Origin of the sequence: Brevibacterium sp. HMSC063G07 (assembly GCF_001810665.1) — a bacterium.
Taxonomy (GTDB): domain Bacteria; phylum Actinomycetota; class Actinomycetes; order Actinomycetales; family Brevibacteriaceae; genus Brevibacterium.
Window position 1 is genome coordinate 1 of record NZ_KV802348.1, and the last position, 19,548, is coordinate 19,548.

The window sequence follows — 19,548 nt, forward strand, 5'->3', positions numbered from 1 at the left end:
ACTCAAACGGAACAAAACCTGGGGCACTTCACATGTGGACACACCACAACGTGCGCAAGGCCTACAACAGCCTCAACCACCTCTGGCGGTCTAACCTGCTGTTTGTCTACCTCAAGCAGTCCTTGACCCTAACCGGATCAAATCCACCACCAACAGCCTTGAAGGCGGCATCAACGCCCAACTCAAACTACTCGCCCGCACACACCGCGGAAGATCCGGAGAGCGCCAACGCCGCATGCTGGATTGGTGGCTCTACTTACAAACAGAACTGCCTGACGACCCAATACGAATCACCAGGCAGTCCAACTGGGGCCAGGACCAACTCGCCAAAGTAACAACCCTGACCCACAACGAGAACCAAGCCGAACACCAAACAGGACGACCAGCCCTCTACGACAACGCTATCGACACCAACTACACCCACTCAATCGGCATCCAAAAAGGCCAAATCTAACCCCCACGACACGCCGAGCCAGACACACTTTTTGACCCTTAACCCGCCTGCCGCGTGACCCACCCAAGGCAAAAATTTCGGGGCACCGAATGAGTGGTGCCCCGAAGTTACGAATGGAGGGGATGACGGGAATCGAACCCGCACCATCAGTTTGGAAGACTGAGGCTCTACCATTGAGCTACATCCCCGCGTCGAGCGCTCCTCTACTTTAAAGCACAGAGGTCGGATCTGCAAAATCGACAAGACATTTCGACATGCGCAAGGACCGAAGTGCCTTTCGGGCGGCGAAGGGCTAGTATGAAGCAGTCCGGGATGTGGCGCAGCTTGGTAGCGCATCTGCTTTGGGAGCAGAGGGTCGCAGGTTCAAATCCTGTCATCCCGACAGCGGACAGGGCCCGAACCGACTCAAGTCGGTTCGGGCCCTCGGCGCTTCTGCGGCGCAGAGCCGGTTTTCGCAGTCTCAGCGGCGGCTGTCATAGTCGGAGATGATGCCGATCCGGCGCACGTGCCGTTCGTCCTCAGAGAAGGGTTCGTCGATGAACGCGTCGACAATGGCGAGCGCCTGGTCTTCCAAGTGCTGGCGAGCGCCGATCGAGACGAGCCATGCATCGTTGTGCTGGCGGGCCAGACGCGCGATCTCTTCGTTCCACGCCAAAGCGCAGCGAGCACCTGGCACCTTGTTTGCTGCGATCTGCTCACCGTTGCCGGAACCGCCGATGACAACGCCGAGGGAATCTGCTCCGTCGCGGCGGTCATCGACCACGCCAGTGGCTGCGTCAATGCAGAACTGGGGGTAGTCATCCTGTGCGTCGTAATCCAGGGCTCCGTGGTCGATAACGTCATGACCTCGGGCCTGCAGGTGTGTTTTCAGGGTTTCTTTGAACTCGTAGCCGGCGTGGTCGGTTCCCAAATGAATTCGCATGGGCCCAGCCTACCGATTTCAGGCCTGTTTTTTCAGGGCCTGGCAGGTTTCAGCGGCTGTCACCACCGCGTGGAAGAATGAGCTCTGCTCAACTAAGTATGGACTCAGTTCGACTTTTGGAAGAGGACGTGGAGTGGCACAGTACAACCTGACCGAGGCTGAAACCGCTGAACGCGCTGAGATCGTGAGCGTAAGTTCCTACGAGGTTCTTCTGGGCCTTGCTGGCAGTGGCCGCACGTTCCGGTCGGTGACGACGGCGCGCTTCTCAGCTCGGGCGGGTGCGCGCACGTTCATTGACGCGGTTGTCGAGTCTGTCCACTCAATCACCCTCAACGGCCGTACCGTCGATCCTGACGAAGTGTGCCGTCCCGGTCGCATTCTTCTGGAAGATCTGGCCGAAGACAATGTGCTTACAGTCGATGCTGAGTTCTTCTATATGAACACCGGCGAAGGTCTGCACAGATTCATTGACCCGGTTGATGACGAGGTGTATCTCTACACCCAGTTCGAGGTTCCGGATGCGCGCCGCGTCTTCGCGGTTTTCGAACAGCCGGACCTTAAAGCAGAGTTCTCGTTCACGGTGGTTGCCCCCGAGCACTGGCAGGTGGTGTCGAACTCCCCTGCTCCTGTGCCCGCTGACTGCGGTGACGATGCCGAGGCTCTCGGCCTTGACCCGCAGGGGCTGCGGTCATGGCGGTTTGCAGCGACCCCGCGCATTTCCAGCTACATCACCGCCATCATTGCCGGCCCCTACCGCAGCGTCCACGATGAGCTTGTAAGCTCCGACGGTTCGACGGTGCCGCTGGGTGTGTACGCTCGCGCTTCGCTTTTTGAGTTTCTCGACCCGGAGAACATCTTCGACATCACCAAGCGGGGCTTTGCCTTTTTCGAGGAGCTTTTCGGCACTCCGTACCCCTTTGCGAAGTACGACCAGCTTTTTGTTCCGGAGTTCAATGCCGGTGCCATGGAGAATGCCGGTGCGGTCACGATCGTTGAAGACTATGTTTTCCGCTCCCGGCCCACCGAGGCTTACGTGGAGCGCCGTGCGGTCACGATTCTGCACGAACTGGCCCACATGTGGTTCGGCGATCTGGTCACCATGAAGTGGTGGGACGACCTGTGGCTCAATGAGTCCTTTGCTGAGTTCATGTCGACGCTGGCCACGGCTGAGGTCACTGATTTTTCGGAGGCGTGGGCGACGTTCGCGGCTTCTGAGAAGTCGTGGGCCTACGCTCAGGATCAGCTGCCGAGCACTCACCCGATTGCCGCCGGCATGGGCGATCTTGTGGACATTGAGACGAACTTCGATGGCATCACCTACGCCAAGGGCGCGTCGGTTCTCAAACAGCTGGTGGCCTATGTCGGCCGTGAGAATTTCTTTCGCGGTGTGAAGTCCTATTTTGATAAGCACGCCTGGGCGAACACGCGCCTGGCCGATCTTCTGGCAGAACTCGAAGCTGCTTCGGGCAGGGATCTGGAGCGTTGGACTCGGCTGTGGATCCAGGAAAGCGGCGTCAATATCCTCCGCCCCCAGTCCGAGGTGGAAAGCGGGGTGCTGACCGAGCTCACCGTGGTTCAGCAGCCGTGTGTGCTGCCCGGTCACGAGGTGCCGAGCCTCCGTCCGCACCGGCTTGGGGTTGGTCTGTACTCGATTGTCGAGGGCCGGCTGCGGCGAACTGCGCTTCACGAAATCGACCTGGAAGGCGAGGCGGCCCCGGTGCCGATCGACCCCGATACCACGGTGCCCGACCTCATCGTCGTCAATGACGGGGACCTGACCTACGCAAAGGTTCGCCTCGACGAACGGGGCCTTAAGACTGTTCGGGCACACTTCGGGGATCTGGATGACTCTCTCACGCAGCTTGTCGTGCTGGGCTCCGTGTGGGACATGGCCCGCGATGCTGAAATCCCGGTAGCCGACTACATTTCGCTGGTCAGTGACAATCTTGAGCATCTTGTGCATTCAACGGGTCTGCAGACCCATCTGCGCCAGCTGGCAACAGCCGTGTTTGTGTACACTCCCCCAGCGCAGAGGGACGCTGTTGCCGCACGCACCGCCCAGGCGCTGTGGCATGCTGCCGGTTCGGCGCCGGAGGGAAGCGATCAGCAGTTCCAGTTTCTCCGCGGCTTCGTCACTTTTGCCCAGTCAGCTGAGCAGCTGCAGCTTCTGTCGCAGATGTTCAGGGGTTCACACCAGCTGCCGGAAGGCCAGAAGCTCGATGACGATCTGCGCTGGGAAATGCTCACAGCGCTTGCCCGTCACAACTGTGTCAGCGAGGCCGACATCGAGGACACGCTGCAGCTGGACAACACCGCACGCGGCCGGTGCAGTGCCGCCCGAGCACGAGCAGCGGTGCCGACACCGGCTGCGAAGTCTGCGGCCTTCACTGCGCTGATGGATGACAGCAGCCTGCCCAACGCCGTCATCTCAGCCACCGCTCGCGGTTTTGCTGCCGGGCTGCAGCAGTCTGACGGTTCGCTTGTCAGTGCCGAAGCACCGCTTGAAGACTTCGCCGCCGAGTACTTCTCCCGTGCTGAGGCCTGGTGGGACACCCATACCCTGGAGATTGCGCAGACACTCACGCTGTGGCTTTTCCCACCTGCTTCAGAAGCTGTTGTCACCACAGCAGAACAGTGGCTTGAACAACACCCGGACGCCAACCGCGGACTGCGCCGGACCATGGTGGAAAACCTCGACCGTGCTCGCCGCGCGCTGGCTGTGCAGCGTCGCAGCGAGCAGCCATAGCCCACGTCAAGGCTGCGGCCAGCATTCGTTGTGCTCCCTCTGAGGTTGACTCTCTACACTGAGCCGTGTATGACTCTATTGACATCTGCTCGTCCAACGCCGTCGCCGGCCCCGACCGACAAGATCGGCGAAATCGCTGAAACTGCTTCAGACCCCGCATGGTGGACGGCCCTTCTGGGCACTCCCCTGCACATTGCGATCATCGTGGTTTTTGCGGTTATCACGGCCCTGATTCTGCGCCGCATGATCAGCAAGTTTGCCGGCAAGATCGCCGACGGCACCACGGCGGCAAACAAACGCCGACTGTATGACGAGGGAGAAAGGTCCGATGCCGTTACGCGGGCACGGCGGGCACAGCGGGCCAGCACCGTCGGCTCTTTGCTGTCATCATTCGCAACGATCATCGTGGTCGCAATTGCGGGTCTTATGATCCTGCAGGAGGTCGGCATCAACCCCGCACCCATCCTGGCTTCAGCAGGTGTTGCCGGCATCGCACTGGGCTTCGGGGCCCAGTCACTCGTGCGCGACTATCTGTCGGGCTTCTTCATCGTGGTTGAAGACCAGTACGGCATCGGCGACACGGTGGACCTCGGCGAGGCAATCGGCACGGTCGAAGAAGTCGGACTGCGCACCACCCGCATTCGCGACGTCGAAGGCACCCTGTGGCACGTGCCCAACGGAGAAATCATGAGGGTGGGCAATCAGTCGCAGGGATGGTCGAGGGCTGTTGTCGACGTGCCCGTACCCGTCGACATCGACCAGGCCACCGCCACCGATATCATCGCAGCGGCCATTGCCGAGCTCATGACCGACCCGAACCGCGCTGCCGTCATCATGGAAGACCCCGAGATCATCGGCATTCAGGAGCTGACCGGCTCATCCACGACAATCCGCGTGTTCATCAAAACCAACCCCAACGAACAGTGGGCCATTGCGCGGGCATTCCGCTCCTGCCTCAAGGCGGAGTTCGACAAAGCGGGGGTTGCGATCGCCCTGCCCGATCAGATGGTCATCCAGCAGACCGCGAGCCAGGCCCCGCCCGCCACGACCGGAGCAGACGCCGACGACGGATCGCACGCATCGTCGAACTGAAGTCGACAGTCCGCCCGGCCGCCTGAGCGCATAGGAGACAATGACGGCATGACAAACGGCTATGAACGTCCCGCAAGTGTTTTCGACATGGTGGGCGGACACGCGGCTTTCACCACCCTGGTCGACGCCTTCTACGAGGGCGTTGCGCAGGATGAATACCTGATCGCCATGTATCCGGAGGGCCGCGAGCTCGAAGGTGCCAAACACCGGCTGCAGACTTTCCTCGAACAGTATTTCGGCGGCCCCGCCACCTACCAGAAAGAACGCGGCCACCCGCGCCTGCGGATGCGCCACGCACCTTTTCCGGTCACACCCAAATCACGCGACCACTGGCTGGGCCACATGCGCCGCGCCCTCGATCAGCTGAACCTGCCGCCCATGTACGACAGCCTCATGTGGGACTACTTCCAGCGAGCCGCGACCGCTATGCTCAACACGCCGGACGAAGACTCAGACGAACACCGGATCGATCCCAGCCGCCGGCTGCTCTGACACTACCGGCTGCGCGGAAGAAGCTCACACAGCCGGACCGAACTTTGCCGAGACAGGCTCAGCAGACCTCAGTTGAGCGAGTGATGATGAACCCGGCAGGCGTAGCGAAACGCAGCCACGCACCTGTGCGATAGACCGTCGCGGTCTCCCCCACGTCAAACCCCGCCGCGTCCATGCCGAAGGCCGCCCCCAGCGGCGCAATCTCACAGTCAGGCAGGGGCCGCGACCACACCGTGCGGCGCACTTTGTCCACCGCCAGCGCTCCCGCACCTGACGGAGAGGCTTCGGCAACAGCGGCAATCCCCCAAGCGGCAGCTTCTCGCAGCTTCTCCACCGACAGCTGTGCAACCTCCCTCCACCCCGCACGAGGCGGAGTCACGGCTGCCCACGGCATCCTCACCTCGGCAGGGGGAACACCGAGATCCAACCCCCCGGTGCGCTCCATGCGCGCAAAGCGGTCGGTCAGTCCGGAAGCCGGAACAACCGCATCGATCCCGTCGGCTGAGCCAGAGCGCAGCCGCAGAGCACGCATCGCAATCACCAGCGGAAGTTCATCACCGAGGCCCTTGGGATAGAGAGGAGCGCCCGATACGACAAGAACGTCACCCACGCCCGTCAGCCGCAGTGCAGCTCCGGAATCAACGCGCTGCATCCGCGCCGTGAACTGCCGCAGGTCAGCGGCATCGGCTTTCGACTGCAGTTCAAACGCCGGCTGGTCCACGGTCACCTCCGCTTGAGCGGAAGCGGGCCTGTGGCACAGTCGGCAAATGCCGCCTGCTCGTCATCACGCAGGCGGCGTGCACGCCCGGTTTCCGCGTCGACGAAGACAAGATCGGATTCGGCGACGGAATAGACCTTCGAACCATCCGGCTCGAGGATCACATAGCCGACCTTGATGATCACCGGGGTGATTCTGACAATGCACACGTCGATCGCGATCGGACCGTCGCGGTACGGGATCGGATCGCGGTACTCAATCGCGTGGCCGGACACCAGAATCTGCACGTCAGCGGAAGCTTCGCGAAAAACCGGGGGCATGACAAGGCCGAAAGCGTCCGTGCGCTCACCGCCGGGCAGCAGACCGGGCGAGACGTCACGCGCCGCGGTCGGAGAGCCGAAGGCCTTGACGCGCGCCTCTTCGAGCAGCTTCAGCTGGGTCACGTTGTTGACGTGGCCATAGGCGTCCATATCGCCCCAGCGCAGCTCAATGAGAGTTCGAGTGAAGGGCCCGTCGATCAGCGGATTGCGAAGTTCGGTCATGGTGCCATCTTCCCATGAGCACACTCGCTTCGCGTCAGCTGCAAGCCAGAACGGGCCTGCTCGGCGTATCCTGACCCAAGACACGTACAAAGGAGCAGCATGGCCGACACCAGCGAAAAGAACGTCCTCGAGAAGGTCCTCGGGCTTGAAAAGCTCAGCGAGCCTCCCTCCGGCGGCGAAGAATTCGGATTCCGCGTGTGGAATCAGCCCAAACCGGACGGCAGGCTCTTCGGCGGACAGGTCCTCGCCCAGTGTGTTGTCGCCGCGGCGGCCACGGTGGATGAGGACCGCCCCATTCACTCCTTCCACGGGTACTTTCTGCGGGCCGGAGCCGTTGGTGAAGAGACGACGATCGGCGTTGAAGATCTGCGCGACGGCGGGTCCTTCTCCGCTCGACGCGTACAGGCATACCAGAAGGGCATGCCGATTCTGTCGGGCCTGGCGTCATTCCAGAAAGTTCAGCCCGGCCTTGAACACCGCGAACCAATGCCCCAGGCACTCCCCCACCCCGAAGCTCTCCCAAGCCTGGAGGACATCCTCGGAAAGCTCGACATCAGCCGCTTCACCCGCGCTGAGCGGATGCGGGAATGGCTCATGCAGCGCCCGTTCGACATTCGGCCCATTTCGCCGGACATTCATGCGGGATTCCTCGGTTCGCCCGAACCTATCAACCGCTTCTGGGCCCGCCTGAAAGAGCCCTTCGCGGGTGTACAGGGCCGTGCGGCAACAGCCGCGATCCTGGCCTACGCAAGCGACTTTGCCATGCTTGAACCGGCTCTGCGCGTGCACGGCCTGACGTGGGCTGATCCCCGCCTTCGCGTTGCCAGCCTCGATCACGCCATGTGGTGGCACTCGCACGTAGATGTCACCGGCTGGCTGCTGTTCGACATGTCCTCGCCGTCCTCGGACGGCGGCCGTGGTCTGGGCATCGGCCGTATCTACAACCAGCACGGCGAACTCGCCGCATCCGTTGCCCAGCAGGGCATGGTGCGGCTGAAAGAGGATTGACGCGCTGAAAGCATGTGGGGTGCCCGCCGAAGACACGGCGGGCACCCCACATGCTTGTTGACTGAGCCGAAGGCTGCAGTCGCGCGTCAGTCGCGTGTGAGCCTGCGGTGCGTGGTGCGGTGCGGGCGAGCCGCTTCTGCGCCGAGTCGTTCGACCTTGTTCTTTTCGTAGCCCTCGAAGTTGCCTTCGAACCAGTACCAGTTGGCCGGGTTCTCTTCTGTTCCCTCCCACGCCAGGATGTGCGTGGCGACACGGTCAAGGAACCAGCGGTCGTGGGTGACGACCACTGCGCAGCCGGGGAACTCGAGAAGCGCATTTTCCAAAGAAGCGAGGGTTTCGACGTCGAGGTCGTTCGTCGGTTCGTCAAGCAGCAGCAGATTTCCGCCCTGTTTGAGCGTCAGTGCCAGGTTGAGGCGGTTGCGCTCACCACCGGAGAGCACACCGGCTTTCTTCTGCTGGTCTGCGCCCTTGAAGCCGAATGCCGAAACATAGGCGCGCGACGGCATTTCAACCTGACCGACCTGGATGTAGTCGAGCCCGTCCGAAACGACTTCCCACAGGCTCTTGTCCGGGTCGATGCCCTGGCGGGACTGGTCTACATACGAGATCTTGACGGTTTCACCGATCTTGAGGGTGCCGCCGTCGAGTTCTTCCAGGCCCACGATTGTCTTGAACAGTGTGGACTTGCCGACGCCGTTGGGGCCGATCACACCGACAATGCCGTTGGGCGGAAGCGAGAAAGACAGTCCGTCGATCAGCTTGCGACCGTCGAAGCCCTTCTGCAGATTCTCCGCTTCGATCACGACTGTTCCCAGACGCGGGCCCGGCGGAATCTGGATCTCTTCGAAATCCAGCTTGCGCGTCTTTTCGGCTTCTGCCGCCATTTCTTCATAGCGGGCAAGGCGTGCCTTCGACTTGGACTGACGGCCCTTGGCATTCGAGCGCACCCACTCGAGTTCGTCGGCCAGTCGCTTAGCCAGTTTGGCGTCCTTTTTGCCCTGAACCTGCAGGCGCTCTTTCTTCTTCTCCAAGTACGTCGAGTAGTTGCCCTCATAGGGGTAGAGGTGTCCGCGGTCGACTTCGGCAATCCATTCCGCAACGTGATCCAGGAAGTAGCGGTCGTGGGTGATTGCAATGACGGCGCCCGGATATGTGCTCAGGTGCTGCTCAAGCCACAGCACCGATTCCGCGTCGAGGTGGTTGGTCGGCTCGTCAAGCAGCAGAAGATCCGGTTTTTCCAGCAGGAGCTTGCACAGCGCGACACGGCGACGCTCACCGCCGGACAGGTGTGTGACAGGTTCGTCACCGGGTGGGCAGCGCAGCGCATCCATAGCCTGATCCAGCTGCGAGTCGAGATCCCAGGCGTCTGCGTTGTCGATCTCTTCTTGCAGTTTGCCCATTTCTTCCATGAGCGCATCGAAATCTGCGTCGGGCTGAGCCATTTCCTCGGAAATGGCGTTGAAGCGAGCCACTTTGCCCATGATTTCGCCGACTGCTTCTTCGACGTTTTCGCGGACGGTCTTGTCTTCGTTCAACGGCGGTTCCTGCTGCAGAATGCCGACCGTGTAGCCGGGCGACAGACGAGCTTCGCCGTTCGAGGGCTGGTCAAGGCCAGCCATGATCTTGAGGATGGTTGATTTTCCGGCGCCGTTGGGGCCGACCATGCCGATCTTCGCTCCGGGAAAGAAAGACATGGAAACGTCGTCAAGAATAACCTTGTCACCGTGCGCCTTGCGCGCTTTGTGCATGGTGTAAATGAACTCTGCCATAGAACATAAGGGTATCGGCAGGGCCCTCGATCAGCTAATCCGAGGTATCGCAGTCAGTTGTCTTTGCGCTTGTGCATATCTTCACCGGGCAGGTGGCCAGCACCGTTGTCGTCGCTTCCTTCTTCCCGCTTTTCGCCCGCGGGCATCTTGACGCCCTTTGGACGGACGACTTCGCCGAGCAGGCAGTCCTTATTGGACTTCAAGGGCGGGTACAGTGCGGCTGTTGCGCCGCCGTTGCGGATTTCTCCGATGACGCAGCCCTTCTTCACCTTGACGGCGAACACCTTCGACGGGACGTCATGGCCCAAAGGGGATTCGTCTAGGGTCGCGGCGATGTTCTCGGGCTTGTATCCCCCGTCTTGGAGAACCGCGAGGGTTTCTTCACTCGTGGGGATCCCGTCTTTTTGGGTCAGCGGCTCAATGACTTTGAGAACCTTTTCAACTTCCGCCGTCTGCTTGCCGGCAGGGCCGCCCTCAGGCTCTGATGCCGAACCGAAAAGCCCACACCCGGACAGCACAAGAGCAGCCAGACTGCTGGATGAGATCACCACTGCCCCGCGGGCGCCGAAGAGTTTCACAGAAGACAACTGTAGTACCTTTCCGACGCCCGCACCGGCAGACCAGCCCGAAAAACGGAAACGAAGATCAGAATGGCGGGCCATCGTCCCCTGGAGAACCAGTGCCGACAACAGCCATTTCGGATTCGTCGGCAGGCCCTTCCACAGCGTCGGAATTCCCGGCATCCATCGGGTGGTCTGTGTTTTCGGAGCTTCCCGCAACAGGAGCGTCAACTCTGCTCCAGGGGCTGTCTCTGCGCTGCTGTTCAAGTTCGTCCATTCTCTCGCGTTCCTTGGCGGTCAGAGAAGTAGAGCGGAACACCGCCATGCCGAAAGCCAAGTCCGGGCCGACGGCGTGCGCGTTGACCGTCAGGCGCTCCCCACTTCCGCTCTCGTTTTCCCACTGCTCCATGGAGACTCTGCCGATCACAATGACCCGCTGGCCCTTCTGCAGAGAACCCGCCACATTGAGAGCCCACGAGCGCCAGACCTTGACGTCGTACCAAGTAGTTGGGCGATTGACATAGGAGCCGTCGTCCGTGCGGTAGGCGTCGTTGACTGCCAGGCGGAAGCTCGCCCACGAACTTCCGTTCGACGCAGTTCCCGAACGAATATCGCTGCCGACATTGCCGACAAGATAGGTGTAGTGCTGCATTGCCGTTCCTTTCAATCAGATGAGGTACAGCAATAGTCATCGGCGACGAGACTTCACCGGAAGATCGAAAGCGGCCCTGTGGACAGCCCGAAAGCCTTCCACAGGGCCGCTAGCGCAAGTCAGCGCAAAGCACTCAAAAACACAGCGGGTCAGCTCAGTCCGTCATAGGTTTCCTTGTGTTTGCGCAGAAGCCGCGTCACAGGTTCGAACACATTGTCCTTGGCAGCCGACTGAACAGCCCGGTCGATGTCACTTTCCACCTGAGCTCGGGCTTCGTCCGCACCCTTGCGCCGGGCACCGGCCGACAGAATAGAGGTAATGAGCGAGCCGACGATGCCGATCACCAGCGGGGCCGCAGCAACAAGACCCAAAACCTTCAGGTCCATATTCGGAACAGTGCTGGACAGGATTTCCGGGAAGAAGAAGGCCAGCACCGCAACCGCGGCCGTCGTAATGACTCCGAAGATCGTCAGAATGAAGAACAGCCACTGGAAGAAGCCTGCGACACCCCACCAACCTGGCTGACGATGCGCAATCTCAACCTCTGAGACAGCAGACTCGAGGTCTGCGGAGATGCGTGCGGCGCTTTGGTCTTCGGCAGCCGCCGCTGCGCGTTTCCACGCGGTCGGCAGCCTGCGAGTGGCGCCGCTGATGACCTCGTGGGCGGCCAGGTTGATCCGCGCCGTCTGCGGCTGGGTCAGCTCGGGCTGTGCGGCGCGCAGAAGAACCTCCCGGTCTCCCCCGTGCCGAGCACCCAGTGGGTCGGCCTTACCGCGGGAGGCCTTAGCCAAAGGCGGATAGGCGGTCTTGGCGTATGCGCGTCGAATGTAGTCATCGTGCACCGTCTGCGCAATTGCGGACGTGCCGATGGCCTCGTTCATAGCGCCGATGAGCATGTCCGACTGAGGAATCTTCTCGGGATCGTCAACCGGTCGGCCCAGTTCAGCGCGGATGCGGCCGGCGATATCTGCCAGTTCCTGCTCAATGCGCAGCTGGCCGGCCTCGCGACTTTTGATCATCTTCACAAGCTCGCGGCGAATCTCCGGTACGCCTTCGCGTGTGACAGCGCTGGCGGCTGCAACTCCGGCCTTCTCCATGCCGTCGGCTTCCAAAAGGCTGCGCAGGTGGCCCATGGTCGTCTTCTTCTGCTCGGCGTCCAGACGGTCAACCTGATTGAGCACCACAACAGTGCTTTCGGCAGCTGCCGACATCTTCGCCAGGTAGCGGTTGTGCAGCGTGAAGTCGGCGTACTTCTGCGGATCGACCACCCAGAAGACAACATCGACCATTTCGATGAGCCGATCGGAGACTTCCCGGTGGGCGTAGGCGGTCGAATCATGGTCGGGCAGATCAATGAGAATCAGTCCGCGCAGGGGCTCTTCGTCATCACCGTCGAGGGCAGATTCACGCCAGGTGCGCCGGGATTCGGGGACTTCCAGCCAGTCGAGGAGATCGTCGCCTCCCTCACCCCACACACAGGCGATCGGCTCGGAAGTTGTCGGCCTGCGCACTGCCACCTCGGCGATTTCCAGACCGGAGACCGCGTTGAACAGCGAGGACTTGCCAGACCCTGTGGATCCCGCGAAGGCAACCACGGTGTGCTCGCTGCCGAGCCCACGGCGTCCGTCTGCCCTGCGGAGCACCTCGGCAGCAGCCTGTGCGGTCGAAGCAGACAGCGCACCGCCCTCGAGGTCGAGTGCAGTGCGAATGCCCTTGGACAGTTCGTCAGAGCGGTTCACGTCAGGCCTTCCAGTCGGCGAACAGTAGCGAGCAGGTCTTCAGCTTGGCTTCCGCTGACTGCAACGGATGCAAGCGCGTCTTCAAAGGGCTCGCGAGCCCGCGACAGCAGGCTGATGCCTGTATCGAGCAGGCGACGGCGCGAGGCAGCGGCGAGCTCTTCAGTGGCTTCCGGGCCGAAGATCGTATTGAGCAGCCGGTGCACGGCGAGGCGATCCTCGGACTCACCGGTGCCGGCGTGGGCTGGTCCCGTTCCTCCTGCACCGGCACAGACGGCGTACATCAACACGGCGGAAACACCTGCCACGCCAAAGGACATAATGCGAGCCTTTGCCACTTTTGACTGGCCGACGCTGCGCACGGTGTCCTCGACACTCGACGCCCACTCGGCCACGCGCTGCTGGCACAGCTGATCAAAGCCCGCGGGCAATGAGCCCAGCTGCGGGTGACGCTCAACAACCGGGCGGCCATGTGGGAGCTCCTGCCACATTTCGACAATCGAACCGGACGCGCGAACAGCCTGTTCGCGCACCAGAACGACAATCGACGACAGAATGGCCTGAATAAGCAGATCGGCGCTGTCGCGCTGGCCGGTGACAGCCGATGTGATGCGATCACGCAGGCGGCTGACCGTGGGCTCAAGGCCGCGGAAGAACTGCCCGGTGCCGACGAAGTCCTGCCACCGGGCCTGCACTTCACCGCGCAGCACCTTGTCATTGACGAGAGCCTCACCCAGGTTTCTGCCTGCCGCAGCGAAACTGTCTTCGGCCGACCCCTGCAGTTCGCGGAAAGCACCCACCTGTTCTTCCGCAAAGTCAGCCAGGGCTTCTGTCTGCGGGCGCACGGAGGCCAGCGCGCCGCGGAGGGTGCGCTCGAGCACCGCGGTGCGCGCACGGGATGACCGTCCCAAGTTCTCTACCCACGACTTCAGCGGGTACACGGCTGTCTCGGGGATCAGGTCGTCTTCCAGCTGGAGTTCTGGAACAGTGAAGATCGGAGCGGAACCGTGCCCCGCCTCGGCGAGCAGCCGGGACAGATGATGGCGAACTTCGCGGTTGGCCTGAGGCGGAACCCGGTTCAAAACGACAGCAACAGATGTGCCGCGCTCGTCAGCCTGGTGCAGCAGATCCCACGGGACCGCGTCGGAATAGCGAACAGCAGTTGTGACAAACAGCCACAGGTCGGCAGCCGCCAGCAGCTGGCGGGACAGTCGGCGGTTGGAATCGCGCACGGAGTCGATGTCGGGAGAATCGACAATCGCCAGTCCCCGCGGTACGGCGGTACTGGCGACAAGGCGAAGCTTCTGCTGACTCTTGGATCCTTCATCATTGCCCCGGGTGCGCTGAAGGTGCGGAAGGATTCTGTCTGAAGCGAAATAGGACCGGTCCTCCGGGTGGTGAACGAGCACCGGCCAAACGGTTGTGGGCCTGACGACACCGGATTCGGTAAGCTCTTCGCCGACAATCGAATTGACGAGCGTCGACTTGCCAGAGCCGGTGGATCCGCCGACGACGACCAGCAGGGGCGCGTCAGGGTCACGAAGACGAGGCAGAAGATACTCGGAGATCTGCGTGCTGAGAGCACGTTGAAGTCGGGCGCCCTCCTCTGCCCTCTGCGTATGCAGGGGAAAATCGGCAGCTCGCACTCGCGCCGCAGCGTCCGATAGGATCGGCACTGCCTTAGCACGCAGGTTCGTTCGCTGTGAAATCACATATTCACTTTGACGAAATTTTCAGCTTGTCTCCACTCGCCGCGCCGACAGAACGGGACAGCTTTGGTAAGTCTGCTCACCAAAACCCCTGTTTTCTAGGGCTTTGCGGCGCTGGAGGCAGCCATTGCGCTTGGCAGGACCGCGAATCTCACACGGCAGAAACGTTCACACTGGCCCGCTGCAGCAGGCGCGTCGCACAGTCAAAAGAGCGGGGCGGTCAGGCGACCGCCCCGCTCACATCTGCCCCATCGACCTTGGAGCAGCTGTCAGCCGCCGAACACGGCGCGAAGACCCAAGACTCCGATCGCACCAATCACCGCGGCCGCCGGCACCGTGATGACCCACGCCAGCGCAATCGGCTTCATGAGGTTCCAGTTGGCGGCCTTGTTCACGATGCCGACACCGAGAACAGCGCCGATCAGGATGTGCGTCGACGACACCGGCAGACCGAGAACCGAGGCCAACATAACGACACCGGCGGCCGAAAGCTCCGCGGCGAAGCCGGACGCCGGGTGCATCTCAGTCAGACCCGAGCCCACTGTCTGGATGACGAACCGGCCGATGAACCACAGACCGGCGATCAGGGCGACACCGGCAGTGAGCATAACTGCCGGGTGGACCCCCGCCTCGTCATTGATCTGATTGGTCTTGAGCACGTCGAGAATCGCCGCGAACGGTCCGACGGCGTTGGCGATGTCGTTCGAGCCGTGGCTGAAGGCGAACGCGGCGGCCGTGAAAACCTGCATCCAGCTGAACAGCAGGAACGTTGAGCGCGACAGGTCGCGCTTCTTCAGCGAGCGCGCGAAGATGAAGACGGCCATCCACACGGTTGCCGCGATCATGCCGAGGATGAGGAAGTTGCCGACCGAGCTCAGTTCGAAGTTGAGGTTCTTCAGCCCCTTGAACAGCATCATCGAGCCGATGACCACGGCACCGAAGGCTGCCAGCAGAGGCACCCATGTTTCCAATGCGCGGTGCGCGTTGATTTCCTTCGCCCGGGTTTCCACGCGGTGCAGGTCACGGTAGTACTCCGATTCGAACTCTTCCGGATCGTAGTCGTCGCGCTGGTAGACCGAGGCGTCGCGCGCCATGGCATTCGTGTACGAGATCTGCTGCAGTTCGTCGAGACGTTCGAACGCCTGCTTGTGCTTAGTGCGCAGTTCAGCACGTTCGCGCTTGAGCTCGCGCAGCTTCACATCCATTTCCTCGTTGTAGACGAGGATGTGCTTTTTGATCTGCCCGAACAGCACCCAGGCCACGATTCCGCCAAGCAGCGGCGAGAGCACCCAGGACATGACGATCTTGCCGATTTCGCCCCACTGCACCATTTCGAAACCGCCGGTGCCCGTGGTGAAGCCCAGGGTCAAGGCTGCACCGACGATGCCGCCGACGATCGAGTGGCTTGTCGATACGGGCCAGCCCATGCGGGTTGCCACCAACAGCCAGATGGCAGCACCCAGCAGCGCCGACATCATGATGAACACGAAGTCCATGGGCTCAAGGTCAATCGCATTGAGGTCGACGATGCCCGACCGCACGGTCTCAGTCACTTCCCCACCGGCCAGCACAGCACCGCTGACTTCGAAGATGGCGGCGATGACAAGCGCCTGCTTCATCGACAGGGTGCCGGCGCCGACGCTCGTTCCGAAGGAGTTGGCGACGTCGTTGCCGCCGATGTTGAAGGCCATGAACAGTCCGAAGAGGACCGTCAGCACCAAAACCACCTTGTTCGCTCCGACATCGACGTAGCCGAATGACCACACCATGAACACGACGAGCGCGATCGTCATGAGGCCGCCGAAGGAAATATGCCACCAGCGGTCCGGTCCTAAGAAGCCGTGGCCGCCGGGTTTCACCGAGATGTTCTGCTGGGGTTTCATCGTCTGCGACATACAAAGCCTTTCCGTAGTGGCAACATCGTGGCGCAGACGGTTGACACACAGAACAAAGCTGTGTGAATTCTGTGTGACGATTGTGCGGCATGCAAAAGGCCCGGAGTCTCTGATGCTTGTTCAGAGACTCCGGGCCCAAGAAGCGCCCCCAGCAGGACTCGAACCTGCAACCTACGGATTAGAAGGCCGTTGCTCTATCCATTGAGCTATGGAGGCTTCAGCTCGTCATTCTAGCGCCCGCCGAGACGGTGAGAACGGCGGCCTGCATGCACCCGCACCCGTACAGACAGCTGGGCTCGGCATCGGAACTCCCCGAGGCCGAACCCAGCAGTCACTAGGACGGGATCAGGCCTGCGGCACCTGGATGATGAGGGCGTCACCCTGACCACCGCCGCCGCAGAGGGCGGCAACACCTTGGCCTCCGCCTCGACGCTTCAGTTCCAGGGCGAGGTGGAGGACAATGCGCGCTCCCGAGGCACCGATCGGGTGCCCCAGGGACACGGCACCGCCGTTGACGTTCACACGCTCAGCGTCAATGCCGAGGTCCTTCATCGACGCCAACGACACTGCAGCGAAGGCCTCGTTGATCTCGTACAGATCAAAGGAGTCCGCCGCCACGCCTTCGCGCTCGGCGGCAGCCTTGATGGCCTGCGAGGGCTGGTGCTGCAGAGTCGAGTCCGGGCCGGCCGTCCACGCGTGGGACTTGATTTCTGCGAGGATCGGCAGGCCCTGTTCGAGTGCCTTGTCCTTGTTCATGACGACGACGGCCGCAGCACCGTCGGAAATCTGCGAAGCGTTGCCGGCGGTGATGGTGCCGTCCTTGCGGAACGCCGGACGCAGACCGGCCATGGATTCAGCGGTCGTGTCCGCGCGCACACCCTCGTCGCTGTCGACGACGACTTCGCCCTTGCGGGTCTTGATCGTGACCGGGACGACCTCGTCGGCGAACTTGCCGTCAGCCCAGGCCTTCGCAGCACGCTGGTGCGACTGAGCAGCGAAAGCGTCCTGCTCTTCACGCGAGAAGTGCACACCGTCTTCGTCGTTCATCGATTCGGTCAGACCGCCCATAGCCTTATCAGTGAAGGCATCCCACAGACCGTCGTAGTCCATGTGGTCGCGCATCTGGATGGTGCCGTACTTGAAGCCGGCACGCGAGTTCTCCAGCAGGTGCGGAGCATTCGTCATCGATTCCTGACCGCCGGCGACGACCACATCGTATTCACCGGAGCGAACCAACATCGCGGCGTGAGTGATGGTGTTGATGCCCGACAGACACAGCTTGTTGAGGGTGACAGCCGGAACGCTCATGGGAATGCCTGCCTTGGCTGCGGCCTGACGGCCAGCGCCCTGACCGACGCCGGCCTGCAGGACTTGGCCCATGAGGACGTATTCAACGGCGTCGGGAGCAACTCCGGCCTTGTCGAGTGCACCCTTGATAGCGTGCGCACCAAGATCGACTGCGGAAAGACTTGCCAGACCACCGGACATTTTGCCCAGCGGCGTGCGGGCACCGGCAACGATGACGGCTTCTGCCATGAGAACTCCTTTGCTGAGGTTTCAGTGAGTCACGCCTCACTTTGGCAACAATCCTAGAGCACCGCACAGTGACCCACGACACTGCGGGCATCGGAAACTCCCTCTTTGAGGAAATGTGAAGCTGACTACGTAGAATTGTCCTAGGCGTTCAACACCGACGCGAACCGAACAACCGCAGCGCCGGACGCGCCGAGCAATTGGATTAAGGAGAATCGGAACCGTGACACAGCCGGAAGAATTCCGCACAGCTATGCGGGGGTACGAAAAAAACGAAGTCGATTCGCGTTTGAGCCAGCTCAAGCAGGAAATCGAATCCCTCCGCAAGGCTCTCTCCGATGCCCGCAGCCAAGTCATCGCGGCCGACCGCGCCAAGTTGCAGATCGCAGGAGAGCTCTCCGAAGTCAAACAGCAGCTCAAAAAGGCAGCCGATGACAGCGAAGCACAGGCCGGCCCTCCCGGCAGCCGCATCGACCAGCTGATCAAAATCGCAGAATCCCAGGCTCGCGAAACCCTCGCCCAGGCGACTGCGGACGCGGAGACAATTCGCAACAAGGCCCGGGCTGACGCTGCATCGTCCCGTGCTCGAATGCACACCGAAAGCAACGACACCCTCAGCAGCGCCCGCGCAGAAGCAGAAGCCACCGCCAAAGCAGCCGACCTGCGCGCCAAAGAAACCATTGAGTCCGCAGAAAAGCGCGCTGCCGAACTCAAGCAGACCGCAGAGCGCGAAGCACAGCAGATCCGCGACGACTCCGCTGCCGAAAAGTCCGATTCTCACGAGGCACTCAAACGCGAACTAAGCGAAAAGCGGGCCACAGCAGAGAAAGAAGCGGCAGATACAATCGCCGCGGCTAAGAAGGAAGCGGACACGCTCCTGGAAAAGGCGAAGGTCGAAGCGCAGGCTCTTCGAACAGAAGCAGAAAAACTGTCGACCGAAACTAAGAAAGCCGCCGATGCTCAGACTGCGAGCCTGGCCAAAATCCGCGCCGACCACGAAAAGGCAGAAAACGAGCGCTTCACCAAGGCCCAAGAAGAAAATCAGAAGCTGCAGAAAGCAGCCGCTGATCGCGCCGCAAAGGCCGATGCCGACGCCAAGGAAGCTGCCGAACGCGCTGAGAAGACCCGCCGAGAAGCCCTCGAAAAGGCCGACAAGATCATTGCCGACGGCAAAGCGCGAGCACAGGAGATCATCGACGAGGCGCGCGACACCGCCGAAGCGACACTGGAAGAATCAGCGGCCGAAGCCAAGCGGTCGGTTTCCTCGGCGCAGTCGCAGGTTGACCTGCTGACCAAACAGCGCCGCACCATCACTGCCCAGCTGGAACAGCTGCGCTCTATGTTCAGCGCACCGGGGCTGTTCGACGACGTTGACCTCGAGGATGACCGATCCGACCAGATCAAAGCAGCTTCCTTCCCCACCGAAAAGATCGGGTCTAAGGAAGAACTCGAAAAGCTCAAGAAAGCCGAAGGACCGGCACAGAAGACCGGCCCGGCAGCCGCCCCCGGCAAGAACAGCAAGCCCTCCATCCGGCCGACTTCGAAACAGCCTGCCGAAAACAAGAGCCCCGCAGCGGCGTCTGGCAATAAGCAGACGGGCCAGGCAGCCGGTCCGGCCAATGGCAAGAACGCAGGCAAGTGATCTGAGCAAACAGCCAAAACCGGCGCCGCAGGTGCGGCGCCGGTTTTCTGTGTCTGTTCAGCTGCGCTGATCCGACAG

General features: G+C 61.6%; 15 protein-coding genes, 3 tRNA genes and 1 pseudogene. 7 read left to right on the forward strand and 12 right to left on the reverse strand.

What is annotated here, in order from left to right:
• Positions 1-454, forward strand: a pseudogene (locus HMPREF2757_RS04630) (IS256 family transposase); the annotation flags it as partial.
• 114 nt (positions 455-568) lie between these two features.
• On the opposite strand, the gene HMPREF2757_RS04635 reads toward HMPREF2757_RS04630, so the two are convergent.
• Positions 569-642 (reverse strand) — tRNA-Gly (locus HMPREF2757_RS04635).
• A 120-nt stretch (positions 643-762) separates the two neighbouring features.
• Between HMPREF2757_RS04635 and HMPREF2757_RS04640 the strand changes: the two genes are divergently transcribed.
• Positions 763-836, forward strand: a tRNA-Pro gene (locus tag HMPREF2757_RS04640).
• 78 nt (positions 837-914) lie between these two features.
• On the opposite strand, the gene HMPREF2757_RS04645 is transcribed toward HMPREF2757_RS04640, so the two are convergent.
• Entirely contained in the window at positions 915-1,376 is a 462-nt protein-coding gene (locus HMPREF2757_RS04645; RefSeq protein WP_070573789.1) for a ribose-5-phosphate isomerase, read from the reverse strand.
• Positions 1,377-1,509: 133 nt separating this feature from the next.
• Between HMPREF2757_RS04645 and pepN the strand changes: the two genes are divergently transcribed.
• The 3 genes from pepN (at position 1,510) to HMPREF2757_RS04660 (ending at position 5,706) form a co-directional block, all read left to right on the forward strand.
• Positions 1,510-4,122: an aminopeptidase N gene (gene pepN, locus HMPREF2757_RS04650; protein WP_070573791.1), complete on the forward strand. Its 2,613-nt coding sequence runs from the start codon at positions 1,510-1,512 to the stop codon at positions 4,120-4,122.
• Positions 4,123-4,191: 69 nt separating this feature from the next.
• Positions 4,192-5,214 carry a mechanosensitive ion channel family protein gene (locus tag HMPREF2757_RS04655; RefSeq protein WP_070573794.1) on the forward strand — a complete coding sequence of 341 codons (1,023 nt, stop codon included), beginning with the start codon at positions 4,192-4,194 and terminating at the stop codon, positions 5,212-5,214.
• Between the two features lie 48 nt (positions 5,215-5,262).
• On the forward strand, positions 5,263-5,706 hold the full coding sequence (locus HMPREF2757_RS04660; protein WP_070573795.1) for a globin: 444 nt from the start codon (positions 5,263-5,265) through the stop codon (positions 5,704-5,706).
• A gap of 58 nt (positions 5,707-5,764) precedes the next feature.
• On the opposite strand, the gene HMPREF2757_RS04665 is transcribed toward HMPREF2757_RS04660, so the two are convergent.
• Together HMPREF2757_RS04665 and HMPREF2757_RS04670 are read right to left on the reverse strand one after the other, a co-directional pair.
• The gene (locus tag HMPREF2757_RS04665) at positions 5,765-6,427 is read right to left on the reverse strand and encodes a DUF8185 domain-containing protein (RefSeq protein WP_083304101.1); all 663 of its coding nucleotides are present in this window, start codon (positions 6,425-6,427) and stop codon (positions 5,765-5,767) included.
• Between the two features lie 2 nt (positions 6,428-6,429).
• Positions 6,430-6,966 carry an acyl-CoA thioesterase gene (locus tag HMPREF2757_RS04670; protein ID WP_070573797.1) on the reverse strand — a complete coding sequence of 179 codons (537 nt, stop codon included), beginning with the start codon at positions 6,964-6,966 and terminating at the stop codon, positions 6,430-6,432.
• Between the two features lie 99 nt (positions 6,967-7,065).
• On the opposite strand from HMPREF2757_RS04670, the gene HMPREF2757_RS04675 reads away from it, so the two are divergent.
• Complete coding sequence (locus HMPREF2757_RS04675; RefSeq protein ID WP_070573799.1) at positions 7,066-7,974, forward strand: acyl-CoA thioesterase; 909 nt, start codon at positions 7,066-7,068, stop codon at positions 7,972-7,974.
• 86 nt (positions 7,975-8,060) lie between these two features.
• Here HMPREF2757_RS04675 and ettA read toward each other — a convergent pair whose 3' ends face one another.
• The 8 genes from ettA to HMPREF2757_RS04715 all read right to left on the reverse strand — a co-directional run bounded on the left by ettA (position 8,061) and on the right by HMPREF2757_RS04715 (position 17,831).
• The gene (gene ettA / locus HMPREF2757_RS04680; protein ID WP_070573801.1) at positions 8,061-9,743 is read right to left on the reverse strand and encodes an energy-dependent translational throttle protein EttA; all 1,683 of its coding nucleotides are present in this window, start codon (positions 9,741-9,743) and stop codon (positions 8,061-8,063) included.
• A 53-nt stretch (positions 9,744-9,796) separates the two neighbouring features.
• A complete protein-coding gene (locus tag HMPREF2757_RS04685; RefSeq protein WP_070574032.1) occupies positions 9,797-10,321 on the reverse strand; it encodes a DUF6993 domain-containing protein in 525 nt (174 codons plus the stop codon).
• 67 nt (positions 10,322-10,388) lie between these two features.
• Positions 10,389-10,955 (reverse strand): single-stranded DNA-binding protein, encoded by a 567-nt coding sequence (locus HMPREF2757_RS04690; protein ID WP_070573803.1) that lies wholly within the window; start codon positions 10,953-10,955, stop codon positions 10,389-10,391.
• A gap of 149 nt (positions 10,956-11,104) precedes the next feature.
• Complete coding sequence (locus HMPREF2757_RS04695) at positions 11,105-12,694, reverse strand: GTPase (protein WP_070573805.1); 1,590 nt, start codon at positions 12,692-12,694, stop codon at positions 11,105-11,107.
• Positions 12,691-14,403 carry a GTPase domain-containing protein gene (locus HMPREF2757_RS04700; protein ID WP_070573806.1) on the reverse strand — a complete coding sequence of 571 codons (1,713 nt, stop codon included), beginning with the start codon at positions 14,401-14,403 and terminating at the stop codon, positions 12,691-12,693. Before HMPREF2757_RS04700 ends, HMPREF2757_RS04695 begins: the two co-directional genes overlap by 4 nt.
• A gap of 266 nt (positions 14,404-14,669) precedes the next feature.
• Positions 14,670-16,295 (reverse strand): inorganic phosphate transporter, encoded by a 1,626-nt coding sequence (locus tag HMPREF2757_RS04705; RefSeq protein ID WP_218079071.1) that lies wholly within the window; start codon positions 16,293-16,295, stop codon positions 14,670-14,672.
• Positions 16,296-16,438: 143 nt separating this feature from the next.
• Positions 16,439-16,511: transfer RNA gene (locus HMPREF2757_RS04710), tRNA-Arg, on the reverse strand.
• Between the two features lie 129 nt (positions 16,512-16,640).
• Positions 16,641-17,831 (reverse strand): acetyl-CoA C-acetyltransferase, encoded by a 1,191-nt coding sequence (locus HMPREF2757_RS04715; protein WP_070573808.1) that lies wholly within the window; start codon positions 17,829-17,831, stop codon positions 16,641-16,643.
• Between the two features lie 220 nt (positions 17,832-18,051).
• Here HMPREF2757_RS04715 and HMPREF2757_RS04720 point away from each other — a divergent pair, with 220 nt between their 5' ends.
• Positions 18,052-19,470: a cell division protein gene (locus HMPREF2757_RS04720; protein WP_070573809.1), complete on the forward strand. Its 1,419-nt coding sequence runs from the start codon at positions 18,052-18,054 to the stop codon at positions 19,468-19,470.
• Positions 19,471-19,548 lie beyond the last annotated feature (78 nt).